Annotated in this window: 24 protein-coding genes and 1 other RNA gene; 10 read left to right on the top strand and 15 right to left on the bottom strand. The window is 68.9% G+C overall.

The window, feature by feature from the left end; genetic code table 11:
- The first annotated feature begins 38 nt into the window (after positions 1-38).
- The gene (locus tag NN2_RS06035) at positions 39-1,181 is read left to right on the top strand and encodes a Nif3-like dinuclear metal center hexameric protein (RefSeq protein ID WP_063011188.1); all 1,143 of its coding nucleotides are present in this window, start codon (positions 39-41) and stop codon (positions 1,179-1,181) included.
- Between the two features lie 128 nt (positions 1,182-1,309).
- On the opposite strand, the gene NN2_RS06030 is transcribed toward NN2_RS06035, so the two are convergent.
- Positions 1,310-1,753 carry an OsmC family protein gene (locus NN2_RS06030; protein ID WP_063011141.1) on the bottom strand — a complete coding sequence of 148 codons (444 nt, stop codon included), beginning with the start codon at positions 1,751-1,753 and terminating at the stop codon, positions 1,310-1,312.
- Between the two features lie 225 nt (positions 1,754-1,978).
- Here NN2_RS06030 and NN2_RS06025 point away from each other — a divergent pair, with 225 nt between their 5' ends.
- Positions 1,979-2,716, top strand: coding sequence for a zinc ribbon domain-containing protein (locus tag NN2_RS06025; RefSeq protein ID WP_063011139.1), 738 nt, complete (start codon positions 1,979-1,981; stop codon positions 2,714-2,716).
- Between the two features lie 10 nt (positions 2,717-2,726).
- Positions 2,727-3,968, top strand: a complete 1,242-nt coding sequence (locus tag NN2_RS06020; protein ID WP_063011137.1) for a bifunctional RNase H/acid phosphatase — start codon at positions 2,727-2,729, stop codon at positions 3,966-3,968.
- Between the two features lie 17 nt (positions 3,969-3,985).
- Here the strand turns inward: NN2_RS06020 and NN2_RS06015 are convergent, their stop codons facing one another.
- On the bottom strand, positions 3,986-4,873 hold the full coding sequence (locus NN2_RS06015; protein WP_063011135.1) for an alpha/beta hydrolase: 888 nt from the start codon (positions 4,871-4,873) through the stop codon (positions 3,986-3,988).
- A 62-nt stretch (positions 4,874-4,935) separates the two neighbouring features.
- On the bottom strand, positions 4,936-6,099 hold the full coding sequence (locus NN2_RS06010) for a lactate 2-monooxygenase (protein WP_063011133.1): 1,164 nt from the start codon (positions 6,097-6,099) through the stop codon (positions 4,936-4,938).
- A gap of 209 nt (positions 6,100-6,308) precedes the next feature.
- Here NN2_RS06010 and rnpB point away from each other — a divergent pair.
- An RNA gene (gene rnpB, locus NN2_RS06005) (RNase P RNA component class A) lies at positions 6,309-6,726 on the top strand.
- A gap of 32 nt (positions 6,727-6,758) precedes the next feature.
- Positions 6,759-7,064 (top strand): putative quinol monooxygenase, encoded by a 306-nt coding sequence (locus NN2_RS06000; RefSeq protein ID WP_063011131.1) that lies wholly within the window; start codon positions 6,759-6,761, stop codon positions 7,062-7,064.
- Positions 7,065-7,078: 14 nt separating this feature from the next.
- On the opposite strand, the gene NN2_RS05995 is transcribed toward NN2_RS06000, so the two are convergent.
- The 3 genes from NN2_RS05995 to NN2_RS05985 all read right to left on the bottom strand — a co-directional run bounded on the left by NN2_RS05995 (position 7,079) and on the right by NN2_RS05985 (position 8,694).
- The gene (locus tag NN2_RS05995) at positions 7,079-7,351 is read right to left on the bottom strand and encodes a Clp protease N-terminal domain-containing protein (RefSeq protein ID WP_063011129.1); all 273 of its coding nucleotides are present in this window, start codon (positions 7,349-7,351) and stop codon (positions 7,079-7,081) included.
- A 75-nt stretch (positions 7,352-7,426) separates the two neighbouring features.
- Positions 7,427-7,825 carry a nuclear transport factor 2 family protein gene (locus NN2_RS05990; RefSeq protein WP_030515360.1) on the bottom strand — a complete coding sequence of 133 codons (399 nt, stop codon included), beginning with the start codon at positions 7,823-7,825 and terminating at the stop codon, positions 7,427-7,429.
- A gap of 35 nt (positions 7,826-7,860) precedes the next feature.
- Positions 7,861-8,694, bottom strand: coding sequence for an oxidoreductase (locus NN2_RS05985; RefSeq protein ID WP_063011127.1), 834 nt, complete (start codon positions 8,692-8,694; stop codon positions 7,861-7,863).
- 810 nt (positions 8,695-9,504) lie between these two features.
- Between NN2_RS05985 and NN2_RS05980 the strand changes: the two genes are divergently transcribed.
- Both NN2_RS05980 and NN2_RS05975 read left to right on the top strand, forming a co-directional pair.
- The gene (locus NN2_RS05980) at positions 9,505-9,837 is read left to right on the top strand and encodes a hypothetical protein (protein ID WP_030515358.1); all 333 of its coding nucleotides are present in this window, start codon (positions 9,505-9,507) and stop codon (positions 9,835-9,837) included.
- 15 nt (positions 9,838-9,852) lie between these two features.
- Positions 9,853-11,295, top strand: coding sequence for an RNB domain-containing ribonuclease (locus tag NN2_RS05975; RefSeq protein WP_174554947.1), 1,443 nt, complete (start codon positions 9,853-9,855; stop codon positions 11,293-11,295).
- Here the strand turns inward: NN2_RS05975 and NN2_RS05970 are convergent.
- The 8 genes from NN2_RS05970 to NN2_RS05935 form a co-directional block, all read right to left on the bottom strand.
- Positions 11,276-11,683: a MerR family transcriptional regulator gene (locus NN2_RS05970; protein ID WP_063011125.1), complete on the bottom strand. Its 408-nt coding sequence runs from the start codon at positions 11,681-11,683 to the stop codon at positions 11,276-11,278. The genes NN2_RS05975 and NN2_RS05970 overlap by 20 nt on opposite strands.
- Positions 11,684-11,717: 34 nt before the next feature.
- Positions 11,718-12,734 (bottom strand): NADP-dependent oxidoreductase, encoded by a 1,017-nt coding sequence (locus NN2_RS05965; protein ID WP_063011123.1) that lies wholly within the window; start codon positions 12,732-12,734, stop codon positions 11,718-11,720.
- Between the two features lie 44 nt (positions 12,735-12,778).
- Positions 12,779-13,648 (bottom strand): CHAD domain-containing protein, encoded by an 870-nt coding sequence (locus NN2_RS05960; protein ID WP_063011121.1) that lies wholly within the window; start codon positions 13,646-13,648, stop codon positions 12,779-12,781.
- Positions 13,645-14,607, bottom strand: a complete 963-nt coding sequence (pip, locus tag NN2_RS05955; protein WP_063011119.1) for a prolyl aminopeptidase — start codon at positions 14,605-14,607, stop codon at positions 13,645-13,647. Before pip ends, NN2_RS05960 begins: the two co-directional genes overlap by 4 nt.
- Entirely contained in the window at positions 14,607-15,053 is a 447-nt protein-coding gene (locus NN2_RS37640) for a hypothetical protein (RefSeq protein WP_245658570.1), read from the bottom strand. The genes pip and NN2_RS37640 overlap by 1 nt, the downstream gene beginning before the upstream one ends.
- A 106-nt stretch (positions 15,054-15,159) precedes the next feature.
- A complete protein-coding gene (locus NN2_RS05945; protein ID WP_063011115.1) occupies positions 15,160-16,053 on the bottom strand; it encodes a phosphotransferase family protein in 894 nt (297 codons plus the stop codon).
- Positions 16,054-16,118: 65 nt separating this feature from the next.
- Positions 16,119-17,456, bottom strand: coding sequence for a type I glutamate--ammonia ligase (gene glnA, locus NN2_RS05940; protein ID WP_030515350.1), 1,338 nt, complete (start codon positions 17,454-17,456; stop codon positions 16,119-16,121).
- Positions 17,457-17,529: 73 nt separating this feature from the next.
- Positions 17,530-19,080: an alpha/beta hydrolase gene (locus NN2_RS05935; RefSeq protein ID WP_156511225.1), complete on the bottom strand. Its 1,551-nt coding sequence runs from the start codon at positions 19,078-19,080 to the stop codon at positions 17,530-17,532.
- Between the two features lie 209 nt (positions 19,081-19,289).
- On the opposite strand from NN2_RS05935, the gene panB reads away from it, so the two are divergent.
- The 3 genes from panB to NN2_RS05920 all read left to right on the top strand — a co-directional run bounded on the left by panB (position 19,290) and on the right by NN2_RS05920 (position 25,204).
- Positions 19,290-20,150, top strand: coding sequence for a 3-methyl-2-oxobutanoate hydroxymethyltransferase (gene panB, locus NN2_RS05930; RefSeq protein WP_063011182.1), 861 nt, complete (start codon positions 19,290-19,292; stop codon positions 20,148-20,150).
- 290 nt (positions 20,151-20,440) lie between these two features.
- The gene (locus NN2_RS05925; protein ID WP_063011113.1) at positions 20,441-23,452 is read left to right on the top strand and encodes a bifunctional [glutamine synthetase] adenylyltransferase/[glutamine synthetase]-adenylyl-L-tyrosine phosphorylase; all 3,012 of its coding nucleotides are present in this window, start codon (positions 20,441-20,443) and stop codon (positions 23,450-23,452) included.
- A gap of 378 nt (positions 23,453-23,830) precedes the next feature.
- The gene (locus tag NN2_RS05920; RefSeq protein WP_063011111.1) at positions 23,831-25,204 is read left to right on the top strand and encodes a bifunctional lysylphosphatidylglycerol flippase/synthetase MprF; all 1,374 of its coding nucleotides are present in this window, start codon (positions 23,831-23,833) and stop codon (positions 25,202-25,204) included.
- 7 nt (positions 25,205-25,211) lie between these two features.
- On the opposite strand, the gene NN2_RS05915 is transcribed toward NN2_RS05920, so the two are convergent.
- Positions 25,212-25,739 carry a hypothetical protein gene (locus tag NN2_RS05915; RefSeq protein WP_064909866.1) on the bottom strand — a complete coding sequence of 176 codons (528 nt, stop codon included), beginning with the start codon at positions 25,737-25,739 and terminating at the stop codon, positions 25,212-25,214.
- Positions 25,740-25,919 lie beyond the last annotated feature (180 nt).

Here is a 25,919-nt window from a genome sequence, read left to right as displayed (position 1 = left end):
GATAATGACCGGAACGGCGAAACGGTGGAGGTGCGGTGGTGACAGCGACGAATTCTGTTGTGACGCTGAAGGACTTGATCCGAGTACTCGACGACGCGTATCCACCCCGGCTGGCGGAGTCCTGGGATTCGGTGGGGCTGGTGTGCGGTGATCCCGCTGCCTCGGTATCTCGGGTGCTGTTCGCGGTGGACGCCACCGCTGCCGTCGTCGACGAGGCGATCGATTGGGGCGCACAGGCTTTGGTCGTGCACCATCCGCTGCTGCTGCGCGGCGTCGACACCGTGGCCGCGAGTACGCCGAAGGGCGCGCTGCTGCATCGGCTGATCCGCAACGACTGTGCGCTGTTCACCGCGCACACCAATGCCGATTCGGCCGATCCCGGAGTGTCCGATGCCCTCGCCCACATGCTCGGGTTGACGGTGACCGGGCCGGTGGAGCAGAAATCGGCGGCGCCGGTGGACACCTGGGTGGTGTTCATTCCGCGCGACCACACCGATGCGGTGCTGGCGGCGATGTTCGAGGCCGGCGCGGGGGGCGCCGGGTTCTATCGCGAATGTGGCTGGCGGGTACCGGGGACCGGGCAGTTCCGGCCGATGGCGGGGGCGAATCCGGCGATCGGTCAGGTCGGCGACCTGGAGTTCGTCGAGGAGGACCGCGTCGAGGTGGTGGCGCCGCCGTCGGCCCGCCCCGCGGTGCTGGCCGCGCTGCGGGCCGCCCACCCCTACGAGGAACCGGCCTTCGATGTCACCGAACGCGCGGCGCTGCCGTCGGGACGAGGTCTGGGACGCATCGGCACCCTGCCGGAACCGGAAACGTTGCGCGCCTTCACCGCTCGCGTGCGCGCTGCCCTGCCCGGTACCGCCTGGGGTGTGCGGGCCGCCGGTGATCCCGACCGCGAGATTCGCACCGTCGCGGTCTGTGGTGGCGCGGGCGATTCCTTCCTCGGCACGGTCGCGAAGCTCGGCGTCGACGCCTACGTCACCGCCGACCTGCGCCACCACCCCGCCGATGAACATCTGCGCGCGGGCGGTCCCGCACTCGTCGACGTCGCCCATTGGGCCAGCGAATTCCCCTGGTGCGCCCAAGCGGAAGGTATTGTACGGGAAGCGCTTCCGGGCGTGCAAACCCGGGTCAGTACCCTCCGCACCGACCCGTGGACCCTCGGCGCCGCCGACGACTGACATGAGCGGCGGTCGCACAGGGGCGGTTCGGTGGCGAGCCGGCCGGCTGTGTCAGTTTCGGGCGGCACAGGGACGAGCGGCGCGAGGCCGGCCCGGGCGTTCTCCCGCGACCGTGGACGGGCGCGAATTCACTCCGTCCGGATGTCCGGCTCGTGGTCGACGGGGAAATTGACCGAGTTGGCGATGAAGCAGCGCTTGTGCGCCTCCGTGTGGAGTGCGCGCGCCTGCTCGACCCGAGCGGCATCGGTGATGGTGACGCGGGGGCGCAGGGTGACATGTTCGAAGCGCTGGTCGTTCATCACGCCTTCGGCCTCGTCGAGATAGTCGATCACGACGATTCCGGCCTCGACGCACAGATGCAGGTACCAGAGCATATGGCATTCCGAGAGCGAGGCGACCAGGAGCTGCTCGGGATTCCAGCGCGTCGCGTCGCCCCGTCCGACGACCGGGTCCGCCGAGCCCGGCAGGGGCGGCCGCCCTTCGGCGAGCACCTCGTGATTGCGCGAATACGAGCGGTAGTCGGTGGTGGCTCCGGTCCACACCACATCCACGCGATAGCGATGTTCGGCCATCCGGTCAGAGTGTCACAGTCGGGGCGGCGCCGCACTCGAGTTGTTCGTGTGCCGGCGCCCGGGGCGCAGGGCATCAGGTCTCGACCGCGTATCCGGTGGTCGCGGGCGGGTCGTGCGGGGTTGGGGCGAAACCGGCCGCGGGCAGAGTACGGTTGAGCACCGGCGTCGCGCACCCGCTGCCCGTCGCCCCGCAACCGTCCATAGTGTCGAGGAGTACGTCCCGCGTTGAATGTCGAACCACCGATCCAGGCCAAACTGCTCGACCTCGCGGCCGTCGACGCCGAGTTGACGCGGATCGCGCATCGCCGCAAGGTGCTGCCCGAACAGCAGGAAGTGCAGCGGCTGGAAGCCGAACGCACCGATCGCAAGGATGCGGCGGTCAAGGTCGAGATCCAGCTCGACGATCTCGACCGCGACATTCGCAAACTCGAGGGCGAGATCGACGCCGTGCGCAAACGCGAGGTGCGCGACCGCGGCATGCTCGAGGGTGGCAACGTCGGCGCCAAGCAGCTCTCGGAGTTGCAGCACGAACTGGGCAGCCTGGAACGCCGGCGCGGCGTGCTGGAGGACGAACTGCTCGAGGTGATGGAGCGGCGCGAGGCCGCCGAGGCCGATCACCAGCACGCGGGCGCCAACCTCTCGCGCGCCGAGGAGGATCTGACCCTCGCGCAGAGCCGGCGCGACGACGCGGTCGCCGACCTGGATGTGGCCGCGCAGCGTTGCGACGCCGACCGTGAACAGCTGCTCGCCGGATTCCCGGACGAACTGCTCGCGATCTACGACAAGCAGCGCGCCCAGCACGGTGTCGGCGCGGCGCTGTTGCAGGCTCGCCGGTGCGGCGCCTGCCGCATCGAACTCGACCGCGGTGAGATCGCCCGGATCGCCAAGACCGATCCGCAGGTCGTGGTCCGCTGCCCCGAATGCGGTGCGATTCTGGTGCGCACCAAGCAATCCGGATTGTGACGGGCCGGCGATGACGGTACGCAGCGTGATCGTGGAGGCCGACGGCGGTTCGCGAGGCAATCCCGGCCCGGCCGGTTACGGCGCGGTGATCTGGGATTCCGACCACGCCACGATCCTCGCCGAACGTCGCGAATACCTCGGCGTCACCACGAACAACGTCGCCGAATACCGCGGTCTCATCGCGGGCTTGGCGGCCGCGGCGGAACTGGGCGCGCGCACCGTCGAGGTGCGGATGGATTCCAAACTCGTCGTCGAGCAGATGTCGGGACGCTGGAAGGTCAAGCACGCGGCCATGATTCCGCTCGCGGAACGTGCGAGGCAGCTGGTCGCGGGCTTCGATCGGGTGGGCTTCCAATGGATTCCGCGCGAGCAGAATTCGCATGCCGATCGGCTCGCCAACGAGGCCATGGACGATGCGGTGGTGGTCGCGGAGGTGCGCGAAGCCGATACCGAGCGCCCGGTGATCGACAGCGTGGCCGAACCGGAATCGGCTGCGCAGGAATCGGTGTCGTCGCGCGGCGTCGAGGCGGAGCTGCCGGGCTGGATCGACGAAGCGGCCGACGCCCGTGCCGCGCACGAGGATCCGGTCGTGCAGGAGACGGCCCCGGCGACAACCGGTCCGGGCTGGACCGGCGCCCGCGGGCGGCCGACCCGGCTGTTGCTGCTGCGTCATGGCCAGACCGAATTGTCCGTGGAGCGACGGTATTCCGGCCGCGGCAATCCGGACCTCACCGCACTCGGCCGGGAACAGGCCGCCCGCGCCGCGAAATATCTCGCCGCGAAGGGGGATATCGCGGCGGTCGTCACCTCGCCGCTGGGCCGGGCCCGCGAAACCGCGCAGGCCGCGGCCCAGGCCCTCGACGTCCCGGTGCGGGTTCTGGACGCGCTGACCGAAACCGACTTCGGCGAATGGGAAGGCCTCACGTTCACCGAAGCGGCACAACGGGATCCGGAGTTGCATCAGCGCTGGCTCGGTGATCCGTCGCTGCCCGCCCCGGGCGGGGAGAGCTTCGCCCAGGTGCGCGAACGCGTCGAGGCGGCGCGTCGCGATCTGCTCGCGCTGTATCCGGGACAGAACGTCGTCGTGGTCAGCCACGTGACGCCGATCAAGACACTGCTGCAATTGGCTCTGGAAGTCGGCCCGTCGCTGCTGTATCGGCTGCATCTGGATCTGGCGTCGCTGTCGATCGCCGAGTTCTATCCCGACGGCGGATCGTCGGTGCGTCTGGTCAACGACACCTCGTATCTCTGAACGCCGGTCGGCGACGGTCAGGGACGCAGGACCGACACCAAAAATTCGGTCTGGTCGTAGACGGCCTTCTCGAACCAGTCGTCGAAGTAGATGTCGAAGTGCCCGATCGGGTATCGCTTCACGATGCCGTGTTTGGTGCGTTCAGCGGCCTTCAGCGTCGGACCCACCGGCGCGACCGAATCGTTGTCGCACACCGCATACAGCACCGGCACCTTGATGCCCTTGGTGCGCCGCCACGGTGAATCGAACAGCACCGACATCCCTACGCGGGCAGCGACTTTCGGCTGGTACTGCTCGCTCTCCTCGGCAAGGCGGCCGAAACCCTCGGGCACGTCGGAGGCGCTCATCAACGCCGCCGAACGCTTCCGCCCGGCCAGTCGCACGCCCACCGGCTTGCGGCGGATCGGGCCCACCAGGATGTCGATGAGCGCGAGGGTGCCGGTCTTGGCGAGGCTGATCGGCCCCTTCGCCATCGCCGAGGACCAGCCGCTGGTGAACGGGCACTGTGCCACGACAGCGGCCAGGTAGTCGTCCTCGTGTGCGATGGACAGCACGTGCCCGCCGCCGAAGGAGCTGCCCCACAACGCGATTCGGGTCGCGTCGAAGCCCTTGAGGGTGCGGGCGAAGGCGATCGCGGCGCGCCAGTCGTCGCGCTGGCGGGCGATGTTGATCAGCTGGCGCGGTTCACCACCGCTGGCCCCGAAATGCCGGTAATCGAAGACCAGCACGCCCATTCCGGCCGCGGCGAACCGGCGTGCGTAGCGATCCAGACCCATTTCCCGGTTCGCGCCCAGCCCGTGCCCCATGATGACCAGCGGACGCGGTTTGGGCGGGCCGTCCGGAAGATAGAGCCACGCTGCACACTGTTCGCTTCCCGAACCGAACCCCACCTCGACACGCTCCATGGGCGAATACCGTACTGGGTCGCGCGCCCGGCCGCAGACGTGGATCCCCGCTCAGGGCACGATTACGGGTGGACGGAACGCAAACATTCGCGAGTCAGATCCTTCCGCGCCGGATAGCCGTCGACCGCCATGATCAGGTCCGCTTCCGCCAGCAGAGTGCGCAGGACGTGCACGATTCCGTCCACCCCGCCGAGCGCCAGACCGTAGGCGTAGGGCCGGCCCACTCCGACCGCGGTGGCGCCGAGCGCGAGCGCCTTGACGACGTCTGCGCCGCTGCGGATTCCGGAATCGAACAGCACCGGCAGACCCTCGGCCGCGGCGACGACCTCGGGCAACATGTCGAGCGCGGGCAGTCCGCCATTGGCTTGGCGCCCACCGTGATTCGAGCAGTAGATGCCGTCCACGCCGCCGTCGCGGGCCCGGCGCACATCGTCGGGATGGCAGATTCCCTTGACGATCAAGGGCAGATCCGTGAGGGAGCGCAGCCAGGCCAGATCCTCCCAGCGCAGCGGGTTGCCGAACAGTTGCACCCACCGCAGCACCGCACTCATCGGATCCTCCTCCGGTGAGCGCTGCAGACCGGAGAGGAAGACCGGATCGGTTAAGTAGTTGGCGAGGCAGTGTCCGCGCAGCTGCGGGAAGTTACCGGTGGACAGGTCGCGCGGCCGCCAGCCGGTGATCCAGGTGTCGAGGGTGACGACGATGCCCTTGTACCCGGCCTGCTCCGCGCGGTGCACCAGGCTGGCCGCGAGATCGCGGTCGGTGGGGGTGTAGAGCTGGAAAAAGCCCGGGGTGTCACCGAATTCGGCGGCGACATCCTCGAGCGGATCGACGGTGAGGGTCGAGGCGACCATCGGCACACCGGTGCGGGCGGTGGCGCGGGCGGTCGCCAGATCGCCGTGGCCGTCCTGGGCGCAGAGGCCGATCACGCCGACCGGGGCCATGAAAAGTGGTGTGGGAAGCGTCATTCCGAACAGATCGACCGACAGGTCGCGCTCCTTCGCGCCGACGAACATGCGGGGGATGAGCCCCCAGCGGTCGAAGGCGGCGACGTTGGCGCGCTGGGTGCGCTCGTCGCCCGCGCCGCCGGCCACATACGACCAGATCGAGGGCGGCATGGCGGCCTGCGCGCGCTGTTCGAGTTCGGCGAACGCGACCGGGTACTCCGGCACGACACCGCGCAGCCCCTGGAAGTAGATCTCGTTCTGGAAGTCGCCGAACCCCATGTGCGCTGCCCTTCTGTGCGGTCGGTTCGCTGTGGGGACGCGCTCCACGGCGAATGCGGCTTCACTGTATGCGTAACCTCCGGTACCGCGCCACGCCCGTCCCAGGGCGCGCCGCGCGACCGCCGCGGCCCCGATTCCCGGCCGAGCCCGGATGCCGGTCGCGGCCCGATGTGCGCTCGGCGCCGCTCGCACGGCACAATGGTGCGCGACGAGTCGGTCGGGCGACCGCGTCGACGGGAACGGGCACGGCTGTGCCGCCGCCCGTCGCCGAGGAAAGTCCGGACTCCACAGAGCAGGGCGGTTGTTAACGGCAACCCGGGGTGACCCGCGGGACAGTGCCACAGAAAACAGACCGCCGGCGGTCTCTCCGGAGGTCCGCCGGTAAGGGTGAAACGGTGCGGTAAGAGCGCACCAGCGCCCCGGGTGACCGGGGCGGCTCGGTAAACCCCGCCCGGAGCAAGGTCGAAGGCCGCATTCTCGCGAGTGCGGCTGCGCAGGTGCCCGAGGGCTGCTCGCCCGAGCCTGCGGGTTGACTGCTCGAGGTGCCCGGTGACGGTGCACCCAGATGGATGGTCGCCTCCCGGTGCGAACCGGGAACAGGATCCGGCTTACAGACCGACTCGTCCCCTTCGGGGTTCGCGGCATGAGACCCTGGCCGCATGGATGCCACGCCTCGGCAGATCATCGTCACCGGCTACCTGCGGGTGGACCCGGCCGATCGGGACCGTTATCTGGCGACCTGCGTCGAGGTGGTGAGCGCGGCGCGGAAGACTCCCGGATGCCTCGATTTCGCCCTGTCGGCCGACCTGATCGATACCGGCCGCATCAACATTCTGGAACGGTGGAGCGACCGCGCGGCGCTGGATGCTTTCCGCGGTGCGGGCGTGTCCGACCAGCAGGGCGCGATGATCCGGGAAGCCCGGGTCACCGAGTTCACGGTCGGCGACGAAACCTCACTGCGCTGACCGACCGCGCCCGGCTAGCGCGCGCAGCCCTCGCCGTTGTCCGGATGTTCGGTCGGGTTCGGGTACGGCCCGTTGCGCAGGGTTCCGTGCAAGGCGTCCGAGATCGCCGCCAGATTGGCGCCCGCGCGGTGAAAGGCTTGGGCGACAGTGGAATTCGGGTCCTGCAGGCCGGCCAGAACGAGGTGTTCGGTGCCGAGGGCGGTATGGCCCGCCCGGCGCGCGATCGCCGAGGCATCGTCCAGCATTCGTCGCAGGGCGGGGGTGTGCGGTAGCGGTTCCGCGTTCATGCCTCCATGATCGCCCTCGTCGGCAACTTCGGAGCAATATTGGCATGTTCCGTGATCAGCGGGAGGGGCGCCGGATCAGGGGTGCAGCGGTTTCCGCCGCGGGCGCACGATGCGGTGGGTGATCTTCCAGCCGGCGCCGATGCGCTGGATGGTGTCCTCGTAGGTGGCGCTGCCGACCGTACCGTCGGTCATGACGCCGAACCCCTTGGACAGGGCGCGGACGGTGCCGTCGGCGACCTCGTTGATGACGATGTTCGTGACGTGGTGGGCGACGGGGTTGTTGTCGCCCATCGCCAGCGCGGCGTCGCGGCAGGCGGGAATTCCGACCAGGACGCCGCCGCCCATGGCGCTGACGTCGTAGACGACGTCCTCGGCGAACAGGGCGGGCCAGCCGTCGAAATCGCCGTTGTCGGTCAGGTGGCCGTGCAGATTGATCAGATCGGTGATCGCGAAGTGGTCTTCCGCGGACAGCATGTCGGGTCCTCCGGCGGTCCAGGCGAGGGGAGTGGTCAGCGGAAGCCGGTGTCGGCGGCCCAGGGTTCGAGTTCGTCCAGATCGGCGAGGCGCTGGGTCAGGGTGGCGCGGATGCCGGTGAATGCCTCGGGGCCGAGCGGCAGCCGCAAGGGCGGTTCGTCCATGGCGACCGCGCGCAGCATGGCCGCGGCGGCGCGGGCCGGATCGCCGGGCTGGGCGCCGTCCTGGGCCTGGAAGCGCTCGCGTTCCTCGGCGAAGATTGGTGCGTATTCGGGCATCGATTCGGCCCACTGGATGGATCGCCCGGCGAAGTCGGTGCGGAACGGTCCCGGCTCCACGATGGTGACCTTGATGCCGAACGGCGCGACCTCGTACGACAATCCCTCCGAGAGTCCCTCGACCGCGAATTTGCTGAGCGCGTAAGGGGTTCCACCGAGACGGGCGCGCACGCCGCCGACCGAGGACAGCTGCACGATATGCCCGCTGCGCTGGGCCCGCATGAGCGGCAGTACCGCCTTCGTGACCGAGATCAGGCCCCAGACATTGGTTTCCATCAGTGCGCGCAGTTGCTCGTCATCGCATTCCTCGAGCGCGCCGCGCAGTCCGTAGCCGGCGTTGTTGACCAGAACGTCGATGCGGCCGAACCGAACTCGCGCCTCCTCGACCGCCGCGGTGATCGACGCCGGGTCGGTGACGTCCAGCTGTGCGACGAGCACCCGCTCCGGAGCATGATCTCGAAGTTCGGCAAGGGATTCGGTTTTGCGCGCGGTGGCGACCACGCTGCCGCCGTCGGCCAGCACCGCCTCCGCGATCGCGCGGCCGAAGCCGCTGCTGGTGCCGGTGATGAACCAGACGTGATCGGTGGTCATGGTGGAGGCCTCCTGTGTCGGATCGTCGTCGAAGCCGGGCCTTGCGACCGCATGCGGTGCCCGCGGCGAACCGCCGGCACCGGGTGCGGTCGCGCGGTGATCAGCCGGCGGGGTTGATCACCAGAATCTGGGCCCAGTAGGCCGCCTGCTCCGGACCGACGAGAGGCAGCAGGTAGTCGAAGACGATGGACGACATGCGGTGTGGAACTCCTTGTACTCGAGGAACTATTACTCGACGACTCTCGCCGCGCGGCGCACTCTCGTTACTGCACGGACCCCCGAATCCGTGGGTACGCCGTGGCCTGTCACCATCGGCAACAGTAACAGCGCGCTCGGACAGTCGCAGGCCCAGCGGAAAACGGACTCGACGGGGGGATTCGGCGTACGGTAGCGTGATCTGGACGTAGGTCCGACTCCTCGGAGTGATACCCGTCCGCTCTGAATGATGTGATATTTCTTTCCGGAATGATCCGGTTCGCGGGCTGTCGATGTTCGCGCTCGCAACGATCCCGTCGACCCCCGTTGCACCCGCCGGAGCCGTGTGGCCGCCGTCGTGGTGACCGATCGCGAAATCGCAGGCACCGGAGCTTCGCGCGGTCCGCGCCCCGGTCGCCGCCCGGTCCGGACGGCGGGCGCATTCCCGGCAAATGCGGGCGAATCGGCTGGTCCCGGCGTGTCCCGCGCGACGAACCGCCCCGGAGTGGCCGGAACCGTGACCGACGTCATACAGTGTTGGCCGTTGGAAGTGTCGTTGCCGGGGGTGGTAGCGGCTATGGGTGCTACGAGTGTCGGAAAGCAGGTTCTGTATATATGCGAGTAGTTCGCAAGTTGGCGGCCGGTGCATTGATCGCCGCAGCTGCGTCGGGTGTGGCGGTGTTGGGCGCGGGATCGGCGTCCGCGGTCGCGGTCACTCCGCTGCCGGGTGGCGTCCAGGTGGACCTCAGCCCCGGTGACACCCAGTGGGTCCACCAGACCCATTTCGGCCAGTCGATCGCGGTGCTGCCGCACCCGTCGGCCGCCTCGTTCGGCCAGGCTCTCGATGCCGCGGCGACCCTGTCGTCGCAGTACCCCGACGGCCGCGTCGTCTTCACCGTGTACGGCCCGTTCGATCAGCTGAACGGCACCATGCTGGCGCTCAAGTAAGGTTCAGCGCCCCGCGTGGAACTGCATCCCAGGATCGTCTCGGCACCGGTGGATTTCGGTGTCGTGCGATCCGAATTCGGACTCGCCTCGGAATATCCGTCCGAGGCGGTCTCGGAGGCCCGCGACGCAGCCGATGCGTTCGCGGGCGTCCGGGCCGATCGCACCGACATCCCGTTCGTGACGATCGACCCACCCGGCGCCATGGATCTCGACCAGGCGCTGCATCTCGAACGCACCCCGACCGGATTCCTGCTGCACTACGCCATCGCCGATGTGGGCGCGGTGGTCGCGCCCGACGGGGCGCTCGCGCGGGAATCCCTCGCCCGGGGCCAAAGCTTCTATCTGCCCGACGGCACCGTGCCGCTGCATCCGCCGGTGCTCTCGGAAGGGTCGGCGAGTCTGCTGCCCGGCGCCGTTCGTCCCGCCGCGCTCTGGACCATCGACTGCGACGACAAGGCCGAGCCGCGACGCTTCTCGGTGCGGCGCGCCCTGGTTCGCTCCCGCGCCCGCCTCGACTATCCCGGCGTCCAGGCCGACGCCGACGCCGGCCGCCTGCATCCCTCGATCGCGGCACTGCCGGAATTCGGCCGCCTGCGGATCGAGGCCGGGTTGGCGCGCGGCGCGATCGAACTGCGGCTGCCCGCGCAATCGGTGATTCCCGACGGACGCGACCACGACACCGAACACTGGCAGCTGGCGGTCGAGCCGCGCACCGCCGCCGACGACTGGAACGAACAGGTCTCGCTGCTCACCGGCATCTGCGCGGCCCGAATCATGTTGGCCGACACCGATTCCGACGCCCGCATCGGATTGCTGCGCACGATGCCTGCGCCACCGGCCTCGGCGATCGCGTCCATGCGCCGCACCGCCGCCGCGCTCGGGGTGCGCTGGCCGGCGGGTATGCCGGTGGGCCGGATGCTGGCCGGCCTCGATCCCAACACCCCCGCCGCGCTGGTGCTGAACTCGGAGGCGACCAGCCTCCTGCGCGGCGCGTCCTACACCGTGCTCGACGGGCAAACGCCGGATGTGTTGCAGCACAGCGGGATCGGCGCTGCCTACGCACACGTGACGGCGCCGCTGCGCCGCCTCGCCGACCGCTACGCGACGGAAGTCTGCCTGGCTCGCTGCGCGGGCACCCCGGTGCCGCAGTGGGTTCGCGACGGACTCGGCGCCGCCGCCGACGCGATGCGGCGCAGCGACGCGGTCGGCGGCAAACTCGAACGCGCGTGCATCGACCTCACCGAATCCACCGTGCTCGCATCACGTCTGGGCGACGTGTTCGAGGCGGTGGTCATCCGCGAGGGCAACGGCAACCGATCCGCCGAGATCTTCGTCGCCGATCCGCCGGTACTCGGCAAATGCGCCGGGGCACCGCCCGAAGGCCGGCGGGTGCGAGTGCGCCTGGACATCGCGGACCCCGATAAACGCGTGGTCGGTTTCAGCTTCCCGGCGGACTGACCCGTTGGTGGCCGGAAACGTGCTCCGGATCGAGCCACGGCATCCGGCTCACCAACTGATCCCGAAGGCGTGTCAGCCGGGCGATGCGCTGGTTCAGCTCCGCCACCCGTGGCGGTCCGACCACTGCATATCCCGAGGCGCAGCGTGGCTCGTAGGGAAAGACGTCGGGAAGCTCCCGGTCCAGATAGGGAGCGAAGGCGCGCACGTCCTCGACGGTGAATCCGAGTTGAAGCAATTCCCGTATGTTCCGTACCCGGGCCACCGCCTCCTCCTCGTATTCCCGGTATCCCGCGGCGGTGCGCCCGGAGGTGAGTAGTCCCTGTTCCTCGTAGAAGCGCAGCGCCCGAGTAGTGACTCCGGTGCGGGCCGCCAGTTCGCCGATCAACATGCCGCGTATCCTCTCCGCCGTCTCACCCTCGTGCTCAACGCGCCAGCCGCACCACAACCTTCCCGGTGTAGCGCCCCCGCACCGCATCCAGTAGAGCGCGCGGCGCGTTCTCGAGGCCTTCGACGACGGTTTCGACGCGTACGATATCTCCCGCCGCCGTCCATTCCCGCAGCTTCCGGCCGAATTCCGGGGCCAGATCCAGGTGATCGAGCGTGGTGAATCCGCGCAACGTCAATCGCTTGCCGATCACCGCCAGCAGATCACCCGGTCCCGCATCCGGCTCGCCGCCCGCGCGCTGCCTGGCCAGAGCTCCGCAGAGCGCGATGCGTCCGCCGACATTCATCACCTCGATCGCCGCACGCAATTGGGTTCCGCCGACATTGTCGAAATACACGTCCACGCCCCCGGGCGCCGCGGCTCGAAGCCGATCGACGAAGGGTTCGTCGTGGTAGTCGACGGCGGCGTCGTAGCCGAGTTCGTCGACGATGTAGGCGGCCTTGCGCGCTGAGCCGACGCTGCCGACGACGCGACCGGCGCCGAGCAGTCGCGCGATCTGCCCGGCCAGGTTCCCGGTCGCACCGGCGGCGCTGGAGACGAAGACGGTATCGCCGGCGCTCAGGCCGGCGACCACGGTCAGACCGACGTAGGCGACCAGACCGAAGCCCAGATATCCGGACGGCGAGGGGTAGGCATCCGGATCCACCATGCGTACTGTCCGCGCGTCGGCGAGGGCGTGTTCGCGCCAGCCGAGCCGGTGCAGGACCAGCGCGCCCTCCGGAACGGTCGGATCGCCGGATTCGATCACCTCGCCGATCGCGTCGCCGGACAGCACCTCACCGATCGCGAACGGCGGCATCGGGATTCCGGGATAGGCGCCGATTCGCATGAGGCTGCCGGGGTCTATCGACATGAAGAGATTTCGGATCAGCAGCCGGCCGGCCTCAGCGGACGGCATCGGATGCTCGACCACGCGGAAATCGGTGAGTTCGGGGAACCCGGCCGGGCGAGCGGCCAGGTGGATCGAGCGGGTGGTCGCGGTTGTGGAGGTCATGGGGCGACCGTAGGGGTTGACGTATACGTGAAGGTCAAGCCCGATCAGGACAGGTAGTCGTAGTTCAGGAATTCGATGAGGGACGGGTACTGGTCGAGGGCGGTGCGCGCGGCTTCGACCTCGGCGGCGCACAGCAACTCGTAGGGCGTCGTATCGTCGCCGCGGCCGCGCACGATTTCGGCGCGGGCGGTGATGGTGGCCAGCGCCTCGATGGCGTCGCGGTGGTCGCCCAGGACGCCCTGCACCTTCTTCGCGCGCCGGGCCAGGTCCTCGGCGGGGCCGTCGAGGATATCGGTGGCGGCTTCGGCGCTGTAGCGTAAACGCTTGGCGGCCTTGCGGATATCGTGCAGCGCTTCGACCCGATCGGTGTCCTCGACGGCTCGTTCCGCGTCGACCCGGTCCTTCAGCCGGCGCAGGTCCGCGCGCACCGCGGCCGTGAACACGCGGTCGGCGTCGCGACGGGCGCGTTTGCGGCGCAGCGGCGGATGGGTGCGCAGGCCGACCACTCGCGCGCGCAGCAGGTCGTAGCGCTCACCGTCGAGTTCCCGCAGCACGGTTCGGTGGGCGTCGGTGTAGGCCGCGCGCTCCGCGCTCACCAGCCGCCGCCCGAGATGCCGCTGCACGTCGGGATATTCGTCCAGCAGCGCGGCGAACCGGTCGGCGCGCACCTCGGCGTCGCGGGCGATGCCGAGCAGCCCCGCCAGCCACCGCAATTCGTCGCGGATGGCATCTATCTCGCCGCGGTGGAACACCTTCCGATACGACCGCAGCACCGACCGCAGCCGGCGGGTGGCGACCCGCATCTGGTGCACCGAATCCGATTCGTCGGCACGGACCTTCGGTTCCGCCGACAGCAGCCGGTCCACGTCCTCACCGAGAGCGGCGACGACGGCGGGACCGGCTGCGCCGCTCATCGCCGATCCCGGAATTCGTCGGTGGCCTCGATCAGATGATGGGTGGTCCCCGGCTCGGCCGCGGCATGCCCGGCATCGGCCACCAGATGCAGCCGCGAACCGGGCCAGGCCCGATGCAGATCCCAGGCGCTGACCGCCGGGCAGACGATATCGTGGCGGCCCTGCACGATCACCGCGGGAATATGCGCGATCCGGTCGATATCGCGCAGCAGCTGGTTCTCTTCCAGGAGTCCGCCGTGCACGAAGTAGTGGTTCTCGATGCGGGCGAAGGCCAGGGCGAAGCGGGGTTCGGCGGATTCGGCGACCCGTTCCGGTTGCGGCAGCAGCGAACTCGTCGCGCCTTCCCAGCTGGACCACGCCACCGCGGCGGCGGTCGCCACGTCCTGATCGGGGGAGTGCAGCAGCCGGTGATAGGCCGCCACCAGATCCCCGTCGCGCTCGTCGTCCGGGATCGGCGCCAGGTACTTCTCCCATTCGTCGGGATAGACGAATCCGGCGGCGCCGTTGTAGTACCAGTCGATTTCCTTGCGCCGCAACAGGAAAACGCCCCGCAGCACCATCTCCGTCACGCGCTCGGGGTGGGTCTGGGCGTAGGCCAGCGCCAGCGTCGAACCCCACGACCCGCCGAAGACCTGCCAGCGCTCGATCCCCAGATGGGTGCGCAGCCGCTCGATATCGGCCACCAGATGCCAGGTGGTGTTGACCTCCAGACTCGCCCCGTCGGCCACATGCGGCGTCGAACGCCCGCACCCGCGCTGGTCGAACAGCACGATCCGGTAGGCGGCGGGATCGAAGAACTGCCGGTGCATCGGATCGGTGCCGCCACCCGGCCCGCCGTGCAGGAACACCACCGGCTTGCCGTCGGGGTTGCCCGACTCCTCCCAGTAGATGTGCTGCCCATCGCCCACGTCGAGCATGCCCTCACGGTAGGGCTCCAGCGGCGGGTAGAGGGTGCGCATCAGAAGGCGATTCCCGAGGCGAGATCGGGCAGTTCCAGCGCCTGCAGCGCCTGCGTGCGAACATCGGCGCAGGTCTTGGTGGTGATTCGGTCCACCACGGCCTTGTCGCCGAGCACCGCCAGGTTGATGCCGCCGTTCTCCGCGGCCCACTGGTGCACCGTGATGTTCAGCGCCACCTTGCCCAGCGTCGGGCCCTGCACTCGCCAGTCCGACAGCTGTGGCGAGATGGCGTCGCACAGCTTCTGTGCGACCGGGTCGGGAACCTGGACGGGACTGGTCTGTCCCGGCTTGGCGGTGACCCCGGCCGAACCGCTGGGACGCGCGGCCGTCGAGGTCGCCGAGGCGCCGGATTTCTCGGGGCCGGCCGAACCCGTGCTTTCGCCACCACATCCGGCGACCAGCACGACGGCCAGCGCCGCACCGACGGCGAGCGCTCCGCGAGTCATCCAACGGCTCTGCGACATCTGTTCCCTTTGTTCGATTCCGGCGTGCATCCGGAGTTCCTGCTGTGGACCTACGAGTCTGCCACCTCACCGCGAGTGGCCGGGTGGCTCAGCCGAAGTTCGCGCGCAGCAGGTCCAGCATCTCGGTGACGAAGGGCGCGAACCGTTCGCCGGGGCCGCCCGGTGCCGTGTCGATGGTCAGCCACGAACGCAGGGTGGTCAGCGGCGCGAGGCGTTCGGCCAGCTCGATCTCGCGGTCGGTGACGGTGGTCAGTTCCCGCCAGGCGTCGAAATACGCCGCGCGCTGCGGATCCCGGAACGTGCGCACGGACAGGAAGGGATGGGTGATCAGCGCATCGCCCCAGTCGAACACCGCGGCGGTGGCGCGGAAGACGTGGCCCGGATACAGGTCGTTGTGTTCCACGCTCAGCCGGCCGTACCGCGCGAGTTCGGCAGCGGCCGATTCGATCGCGAACTCCAGTCCCGGGGCGCGGTCGGCGAAGTGGCGGTAGACCTCGATCAGGCGCACCGGCGGCAGGTACGGAGTTCCGGTGTCGCGCAACGATTCCGCGTGCGTGCAGACGGTGTACTGCAGGCCGGCGTAGGACCGCAGCACCGATTCCCATCCCGGGGGACGCGGCGGCGGCGCGTCCGTACCGTCGAGTGCGAAGTGGCGGTCGAGTGGTCCGGTTCGCATGGTCTCGCCGCCGTCGCCTCCGAGGAACCATCCGTTCTCACGATGTACCGCAAGGGGTTTTGGCACCGATCCCGGAACGAGCCGATCCAAGGCCGCCAGCAGCGGGCCCTCGTGGGCGAACGCGCGCGCACTCGCCTTCGCCCAGACAGCTCCGCCGTTCGTCTCGATGCGGGCGAGCAGCGTCCAGTCCCGCCGCCGCATCTCCTGCGCGCCGGTCACGGTCAGTCCCCGCTGCGCGAGTTCCCGGGTGGCCCAGTCGATCAGTGGTTGCAGTGGTTGATCGGCCACCGATACAGGGGCGTTCATCGGGACAACCTAATCAGCTCGGCCATCGTCGGTGCGGCCGGCCGGAGCCGGTCTCGCACAGGCGATCACAGCGTCAGGTACTCGCCCAGCTCCCACGGGGTGACCTGGGCGCGGTAGGTGGCCCACTCGTGACGCTTGTTGCGCAGGAAGAAGTCGAACACGTGCTCGCCCAGCGTTTCGGCGACCAGCTCGGACCGCTCCATCGCCCGCAGCGCCTCGTCCAGGGTCGAGGGCAGCTCGCGGAAGCCCATCGCGCGGCGTTCGGCGGTGGTCAGTGACCACACGTCGTCCTCGGCCTCGGGGGGCAGCGTGTACCCCTTCTCGATACCGCGCAGGCCCGCGGCCAGCAGCACCGCGAAGGCCAGATACGGATTGCACGCGGAGTCTGGGCTGCGGATCTCGACTCGCCGCGAGGACTGCTTGTTCGGCGTGTACATCGGAACCCGGACCAGTGCAGAACGATTCGACCGGCCCCAGGAAGCGGCGGTCGGCGCTTCGCCACCGTGGATCAGCCGTTTGTAGGAGTTCACCCACTGGTTGGTGACGGCGCTGATCTCGTTGGCGTGCTCGAGAATGCCCGCGATGAACGCACGCGCGGTCTCGGACAGGTTGTTCGGGTCGTCGGGATCGGCGAAGGCGTTGTGCTCACCCTCGAACAGGCTCATGTGGGTGTGCATGGCCGAACCCGGATGGTCGGAGAAGGGCTTGGGCATGAACGAGGCCCGCACGCCTTCGTCGATGGCCACCTCTTTGATGAGGTAGCGGAAGGTCATCACGTTGTCGGCCATCGACAGCGCGTCGGCGTAGCGCAGGTCGATTTCCTGCTGGCCGGGCGCACCCTCGTGATGGCTGAACTCCACCGAGATGCCCATCGATTCGAGCGCGTCGATGGCGTGGCGGCGGAAGTTCGGCGCCTCGTCGTGGACGGCCTGATCGAAGAAGCCGCCGTTGTCGGCGGGCACCGGACGGCCGTCCTTGAGCGCCGAGCGGATCAGGAAGAACTCGATCTCCGGATGCACATAGCAGCTGAACCCCAGGTCACCGGCCTTGTTCAACTGCCGGCGCAGCACGTGCCGCGGATCGGCCCACGACGGCGAGCCGTCGGGCATCGCGATATCGCAGAACATGCGCGCCGAATGCTGATGGCCCTTGCTGGTGGACCACGGCAGTACCTGGAACGTCGACGGATCGGGCTTGGCGACCATATCGGCCTCCGACACCCGGGCGAAGCCTTCGATCGCCGAGCCGTCGAATCCGATGCCCTCCTCGAAGGCGCCTTCCAGCTCCGCGGGGGCGATCGCCACCGACTTCAGATATCCCAGGACGTCGGTGAACCAGAGTCGCACGAAGCGGATGTCCCGCTCCTCGAGCGTCCGCAGCACGAATTCCTTCTGGCGATCCATACGCGCGAGCGTAGGCACCCGCGGTTAAATCCGTGTTACATCGTGCAACAACCGCCGGTCCGCATGTGTGGCGTCAGCCGCAGGTGAGTCCTTCCGGCGGTGTCTTCAGGTCGATGAGGTAGGCGAAGACGGCGTCGTCCACGCACAGCACGCCCCCGGAGAGGAACGCGGTGTGGCGGGTTCCCTTGTTGGTGATCAGCGCCGCGCCCAGCTGATGGGCCAGATCCACACCGGCCTGATACGGGGTGGCCGGATCCGCGGTCGTGGAGATGACCACGGTCTTGGGCAGGCCCGGTGCGGAAATGTTGTGCGGGGAGCCGCTGTTGGGCACGGGCCAGAACGCGCACATCTCGAGCGGCGCCTGCCCGGTGGCGTGGCCGTCGTCGAGGAACGGGGCAACCTTGCGGTATTCCGCGTCCTGCTTATCGGTGTCGGCGCGGTCCTTGATGGCCGGATCGTCGACGCAGTGGATGGCCAGGAACGCGTCCTGCGAATTGTCGTAGGTGCCGTCCTTGCTGCGGCCGTCGTAGAGATCGGCGAGCTGCAGCAGGATGTCGCCCTTGCCCTTGGCCAGCTGAGCCAGGCCCGCGCTCAGCACATTCCAGCTGTCCTCGGCGTAGAGGGTGTTCTGCACACCGGTGACCGCGTCGCTGTAGGTGAGCCCGCGGCCGTCGCGGGTCTCGGCCGGATGGTTCCAGAGCGGGTTGACCAGATCGTGGAAGCGGGCCACCGTCTGACTCGCGTCCTGGCCCAGCGGGCAGTCCGGTTTGCTCGCGCAGTCGGCGGCGTAGGCGTCGAACGCCTTCTGGAATCCGGCGGCCTGCTGCACCGATTCCTTCTCCGGATCGGCGTCCGGATCGAGGGCACCGTCGAGCACCATGGCCCGCACCTTGTCCGGGAACTTCTCGGCGTAGGTGTAGCCGAGCCGGGTGCCGTAGGAGTAGCCGACGTAGTTGAGCTTGTCGTCGCCGAGCACTCCCCGGATGATGTCCATGTCCTGCACCACCTCGCGAGTGCCGACGTGGGCGAGGAATTCGTTGCCGGTCTTCTCGGTGCAGTGGGCGGCGAAGTCCTTGTTCTCCTGCTCGGCGGCCGCGATGCCGGCGGGGGTGTAGTCCTTGGGCGGTTCGGCGCGTTGCTGATCCCACTGCTGCCCGGTCAGACATTCGATCAGCGGCGTGGAGGCGCCGACACCGCGCGGATCGAAACCGATGCGGTCGAATCGCTGCGCGAGCGGGGTGTCCTGTCCCTGCGCGGCCATCCACAGTCCGGCCTGGCCGGGCCCGCCCGGGTTGAACAGCAGCGATCCGATGCGCTGCCCGGTCGCCTTGATCCGGGAGACCGCGATCTGCGCGGTCGCGCCCTCGGGCTTGTCGTAATCGATCGGCACCGAGATGTGCGTGCATTCGGTGCCCTGCGGGAATCGGGTCGAGGAATCGCCGAATCCGTCACAGCTGCCCCACGCCGGCACCTGGGTGTAGTACTTCTGCAGCGCGGCCGGACTCGGCGCGGACGGCTGGGCGACGGGGTGATTCTTCGACGTCGACGAGCAGGCGGCGGCCACACACATCAGGGCCACCGCGGCTGCGACGCGACCGGATCGCGACAAGGACATGCGCGCCATCCTTCCATCTCCGCCTGTGATCATTGCGGCGTCCGCGGCGGCCTCCGTCGTTGAGCGGGCTGCCTCCGCCGGCCGCGTCGTTCCCGCCGCGTGTGACGAATCCCATCCCGTGCACGCCTTAAACGCGGCACTGCCGCGGTGGCAGACTGGACGGGTCATAGCAACCCGGGGACCCGATCGGGCCTCGAGGACAGACGAAAGGGACGATGATGTCCGCTGCTCAGGATAATCCTGCTTCCGAAACCACCGCCTACGGTGCCGCACCGACAACTTCCCGGCGGAAGACGCGAGTACAGCACCTGCAGCAATGGAAATCCGCGGGCGAGAAGTGGGCGATGCTGACCGCCTACGACTACTCCACCGCGAAGCTGTTCGAAGAGGCCGGCATCCCCGTGCTGCTGGTCGGCGATTCGGCGGCCAACGTGGTCTACGGCTACGACACCACCGTGCCGATCACGATCGAGGAACTGCTGCCGCTGGTACGCGGCGTGGTCCGCGGGGCGCCGCATGCCCTGGTGGTGGCCGATCTGCCGTTCGGCAGCTACGAGGGCTCGCCCGAACAGGCGCTGGCCAGCGCCACCCGCTTCATGAAGGAGGGTGGTGCGCACGCGGTGAAACTCGAAGGCGGAGAACGGGTTTCCGAGCACATCGCCCGGCTCACCGCCTCCGGCATCCCGGTGGTGGCGCATATCGGCTTCACCCCGCAGAGCGTCAACACCCTCGGTGGCTACCGGGTGCAGGGCCGCGGCGACGGGGCCGAACAACTGATCGCCGACGCCATCGCGGTGCAGGAGGCCGGGGCCGTCGCCGTGGTGATGGAGATGGTGCCCGCCGAGCTGGCCGGGCAGGTCACCCACAAGCTGACCATCCCGACCGTCGGCATCGGCGCCGGCAGCGACTGCGACGCCCAGGTGCTGGTCTGGCAGGACATGGCCGGCTACACCAGCGGTAAGACGGCCAAGTTCGTCAAGCGCTTCGGCCGCGTGGGCGACGAATTGCGCAGCGCCGCAGTGGAATACGCACGAGAGGTAGCGCAGGGTACCTATCCGGGGGCGGAACACAGCTTCTGAGGAACGGGTCGGCCGCGTGCTGCGCGCGCGGTCGACCCCATTTCGGCGCGGACGCCGATGCCGCGGTAGGGGGCGCTCGATCCGGGTCCGAGCGATGGGCGGCTCGGGGCCGAGCTTGCTGTGGCCTCCGACCCGATACGGCTCGTTCCCGGTAGGCCGGCGGGAGGCGGCGTTCCCGCAGCCCTTCCCGAAACGGAATCGGCTCCGTGACCGACGTCGGCCGAGCACTCCCTCCACCGCCTGCGAGCAGGCAACTTCCGCATGCTCGGCCGTGACGGTAATTTGAGAGAATGGTCCGGCCACCGACTGCACGTCCCGCAGTGCCCGGTGCCGGTCGGCTGGGATTGCTGGAGCCGACGGCAGCCGCGTCGTTACGAGAGCTCGCCTGGGACAATGTCGACAGCGTTGCACTGCTGTGGGCGTTGTCGCGGTCGCCGGATGCCGATCTGGCGCTGCTGACCCTGATCCGCCTGCGCGAGGCGCTCGGGTCCGATTGGGCCGCACTGGATTCCGCGCTGCGCACCGATCTGTCGTTGCGCGGCAGGCTGTTCGCGCTGATCGGCTCGTCGAGCGCGTTCGCCGACCATCTGGTCGCCGATCCGGCGAGCTGGCAGCTGTTGCTGCGGGAACTGCCGAGCACGCGCGAGATTCTCGACGATCTGCTCGACGTGGTCGGCGCCGCGCCCGAGACCGGGCCGAACGCCGCGCCGATGCTCTACCGCGCCACCCATGCCGGACCCGACGCGATCGCGTTGCTGCGCAAGCGATATCGCGATCAACTGATGGTGCTGGCCGCCCACGATCTGGCCGCCACCGTCGAGAACGAACCGGTGCTGCCGTATCAGCAGGTCGGCAACCATCTCACCGACCTCGCCGATGCCGCACTCACCGCCGCGCTCTCGGTGGCGGTGGCGCGGATCTGCCCCGACGACCCGGTTCCGGTCCGGCTGGCGGTGGTCGCGATGGGCAAATGCGGTGCGCGCGAACTCAATTACGTCTCCGATGTCGACGTGGTGTTCGTCGCCGAACCCGCCGACACCACCGCCACCCGGCTGGCCGCGGAGATGATGGGCATCGCCGGCAGCGCGTTCTTCGACGTCGATGCGGCGCTGCGGCCGGAAGGCAAGGCCGGGGCGCTGGTGCGCACGCTGGATTCGCACATCACCTACTACAAGCGCTGGGCGCGCACCTGGGAATTCCAGGCGCTGCTGAAGAACCGCCCGGCCACCGGCGATCTGGAACTCGGCAGGCAGTACAGCGAGGCGCTGATGCCGATGGTGTGGAGCGCCTCGGAACGACCGGATTTCGTCGCCGACGTGCAGGCGATGCGGCGCCGGGTCGAAAGCCTGGTGCCCGAGGACATGCGCGAGCGGGAGCTGAAACTCGGCCACGGCAGCCTGCGCGACGTCGAATTCGCGGTGCAGCTGCTGCAGTTGGTGCACGGTAAGGCCGATGAATCGCTGCACGTGCCGGGCACGGTTGAGGCGCTGACCGCGCTGGCCGCGCGTGGCTATGTGGGCCGCGACGACGCCGCGAACCTCACCGCCTCCTACGAATTCCTGCGCCTGCTCGAGCACCGCCTGCAGTTGCAGCGGCTCAAGCGCACCCACACCTTGCCCGCATCCGACGACGAGGAGGGGATGCGCTGGCTCGCTCGCGCGGCGCATATGCGTCCCGACGGGCGCCAGGACGCGGTCGGGGTGCTGCGCAGCGAGATCAAGCGCAACACCCTGCGGGTGCGCCGGCTGCACGCGAAGCTGTTCTACCGCCCGCTGCTGGAATCGGTGGCCCGCCTCGACGCCGCCGCGTTGCGCCTGAGTCCGCAGGCCGCGGTCCGCCAGCTCGCCGCCCTCGGCTACGCCGCCCCGGAGAACGCCCTCGGCCACCTCAAGGCGCTCACCGGGGAGGTGGGGCGCAAGGGCCGCATCCAGGCGCTGCTGTTGCCGACCCTGCTCGAATGGCTCGGTGACACACCGAATCCCGATGCCGGGTTGCTGGCCTACCGGCGGGTGTCCGAAGGCCTCGACGACCAGATCTGGTTCCTGCGCGAACTCCGCGACGAGGGCGCGATCGCGCAGCGGCTGATGATCGTGCTCGGCTCCTCGGCCTATCTGCCCGATCTGCTGATCAACGCGCCCGAAACCATCCGGATGTTCGCCGACGGACCGGACGGGCCGCTGCTGCTGACCCCGAAGGCCGAGGATGTGCGATCCAGCATCCTGGCCGGGGCCGCCCGCTACGACGATCCCAGACGGGCCGTGGCCACCGCCCGCTCGCTGCGCCGCCACGAGCTGGCCCGCATCGCCTCCGCCGACGTGCTCGGCATGCTGGAGGTGCCGCGGGTGTGCCGGGCGCTGTCATGGGTCTGGGTCGCGGTGCTCGAGGCGTCGCTGCAGGCCGTGATCCGGGCCTGGGAGGCCGAACATCAGGCGCCCGCGCCCGCGGACTTGGCCGTGATCGGCATGGGCCGTCTCGGCGGGATGGAACTGGGCTACGGATCCGACGCCGATGTGCTGTTCGTCTGCGATCCGCGTCCCGGCGCGGACGAGACGGTCGCGGTGAAATGGGCGATCGGCGTCGCCGAACAGGTGCAGCGGCTCCTCGGCGCGCCCAGTACCGATCCGCCGCTGCAGGTCGATGCGGGGCTGCGGCCCGAGGGACGCAACGGCGCGCTGGTCCGCACCCTGGCCGCCTATCGCGCCTACTACCAGCAGTGGGCGCAGCCGTGGGAAGTGCAGGCGCTGCTGCGCGCACATCAGGTCGCCGGCAACGAGGAACTGGGTTTGCGGTTCCTGCATTCCATCGATCCGGTGCGCTATCCCAAGGGCGGGGTCTCCGAGGAGGCCGTGCGCGAGATCCGGCGGATCAAGGCGCGCGTCGACTCCGAACGCCTGCCGCGCGGCGCGAATCCGGCCACCCACACCAAACTCGGCCGCGGTGGTCTCGCCGATATCGAGTGGACCGTACAACTGCTGCAACTCCAGCACGCGCACGAGGTGCCGGAGCTGCACAACACCTCCACGCTCGAATGCCTCGCGGTGATCGAACAGAACAAACTGCTCGACGCCCTCGATGTGGAGCTGCTGCGCGACGCCTGGCTCACCGCCACCAAGGCCCGCAACGCCCTGGTGCTGGTGCGCGGCAAACCCGCCGACCAGCTGCCCGGGCCCGGGCCGTTGCTCTCGGCCGTGGCGCGGGTCGCGGGCTGGCCGACCGACGACGGCAGCGAATTCCTCGACCACTACATGCGCGTCACGAGGCGGGCGAAGACGGTCGTCGAACGCGTCTTCGGCGGCGGGTGAGCGAGGCGTAGATCCGTCGCGGCGGGGTACGCGATCAGTGACACCGATGCGTGGGCGCGGCGGTTGTCGCGGTCACGTCGGTCACCGGGGGCGGTAGGCGGCGCTTTCGTGGACCGGCGATGAATTCTCGCGATACGGCCGGCTTTGTGGGCCGAAAACGTGTTGCGGGGAACAGACCGGACGCGATATCGGTTGGTACAGAGTGTGCTGTGCCGTCCTGACCGTGCGAGGGGCCCCGCAGAGCCGGAACGAGCGTTCCGCATACTGTATCGGTACGCGACCATTCGGGAGGACCGCCATGGTGAGGATGTTCGTGGACGTGCGCAGCGCCCACCAACTCGACGACACACGCGATGCGCTGCGTGATCGGAGACCGTGATGGCTGAACTCAATTCGGCCGTCACCGGTTACCGCACCTATCGGCACGCCGCCCTGAATCCGATCCGCGCCGTGCGGGTTCCGCTGATCGTGGTGCTGTTGCTGGTCGGTGTGGTGCTGCTGTACGCGGCCGACCGCGCCTCCCGGGAAGGTGTCAATCGCGGCTGGTTCGTGGCGATTTCGCTGTCGGGCCTGTTCGTGGCGCGCGGACTGCATCTGCGGCGGCCGATCACGCTGCCGCACTTCACGGTCGCGGTGATCGTGCTCGGGGTGTCCAATATCGCCTACCGCAGCGACCACGGCACCGTCGGCTTCGTCTGCCTCGCCTCCACGGGCCTGATCCTGATGCTGCCGCAGAGTTCGCGCCCGCAACCGGATCAGCAGCATCGCATCGCCGCACTGGTCGACCGCACCGTCGAGGATCCGCTGGCCCCGTTCGCCCTGCATTCGGCCAAATCCTATTTCTTCAGCGCCGATTCGAACGCCGCGATCGGCTACCGCGCGCGCTTCGGCATCGCGGTCGTCGCGGGCGACCCGGTCGGCAACTGCGCCGAATTCGGCCGGCTCATCGCCGAGTTCTCCGAATTCGCTTCCGCGCGCGGCTGGCGGATCGCGGTGCTGGGCGCCAGCCCCGCGGTCACCGAACTGTGGCGCACCCGCGCGACCGATCATCATGGCCTGCACGCCATTCCGATCGGCCGTGACGTGGTGGTCGAGGTCGACTCGTTCGATATGGTCGGCCGCAAATTCCGCAACCTGCGCCAGGCGGTGAGCCGCACCCGCAACTTCGGCGTCAAGACCGAGGTGATTCCCGAACGCGAACTCGACCGCGAGATGCGCGAGGCGCTGCTGGGCATCGTCGACGAGTGGGGGACCGGCCACCAGACCCGCGGCTTCTCGATGATCCTGGACCATCTGCTCGACGGCCGGAATCCGGGCATGCTCGTGGTGATCGCCCGCGACGGTGAGGGCCGGGTCGCCGGATTCCAGCGCTACGGATCCTCCAATCACGGCAGCGAACTCAGCCTCGATGTGCCGTGGCGGCGCAAGGATGCCCCGAACGGCTTGGACGAGCGGATGATCGTCGACCTCGTCGACTACGGCCGTGACCACGACGTGCACCGCATCTCGCTGGCGTTCGCGGCATTCCCCGAACTGTTCGCCGACAAGGAACGATCGCGCTCCAAGCAGGTCATCTATGTGCTGGCCCGCACGCTGGATCCGCTGATCCGGCTGGAATCGCTGTATCGGTTCCTGCGCAAGTTCAACTCCTTCGGCAATCAGCGCTTCGTCCTCATCCGCTGGCGTGAAATCGTCTTCACCGTGCTCGCGCTGCTGACGCTGGAATTCGTTCCGCACCGCAAACAGGGCTGACCCGCGATCACGCCAGATTGCCCTCGTAGCACAGACCGGTTCCGCGCCAGGTCGGCTGCGGCGCAACGCTTCCGCGATCGAAGCGCCATGCGCTGACGGGTTCGGCGGCCTTCCAGAACAAGCGGCCGTCGTGGCCACGCACCACCTGGTAGACGTCGTCGGCGCCCTCGACCAGTTGATTGCCGACGCAGTAGTCGTTGTACGCGGTGCCGGGCTGGCGCGCGCCCAGACTGAAGTGCGCGGCCGGGTCGCCGGCCGAGCCCGGGTTGGCGACGGTATCGGGCCGGTCCGACGCCGCGCCGGCCGACCACATGGGAGTGCCGCGGCCGTCGGCGCCGCAGGTGTAGCCGCGACCGCCCGCGATGACGGTAGCGCCGGCAGGGTGGGAGGTTCCGGCCCACAGGCAGCCGGTGGCGGGTTGGGCGGCCGATCGCCTGGATTCGGCCTCGGCGGGCGCCGCGGTGAAGCCGAGGCCCGCGGCGGTGAGCGCCGCCAAGGCGGGAAGGGTGAGGGATGCGCGGGGGTGTCGGGGCATGGTCTCGGCCTCTCTGCTCGCCGTTGAGCATCTACTATCTACGTAGGTAAATAGTAGATGAACACATGGTGCGCGCGCCATGTCGTGGTCGTCACCGTGCGGCATCCGTGCCGATATCGAGATATACGTTGCGCATTCGCGCGGGCGCCCGATTACGATGTGAGCGCTCGGGAGACGGGG

It is taken from the genome of Nocardia nova NBRC 15556, assembly GCF_001613005.1.
Taxonomy (GTDB): domain Bacteria; phylum Actinomycetota; class Actinomycetes; order Mycobacteriales; family Mycobacteriaceae; genus Nocardia; species Nocardia nova.
The sequence above is the reverse complement of the archived record's forward strand: the minus strand, read 5'-3'. Positions and strand labels throughout refer to the sequence as shown.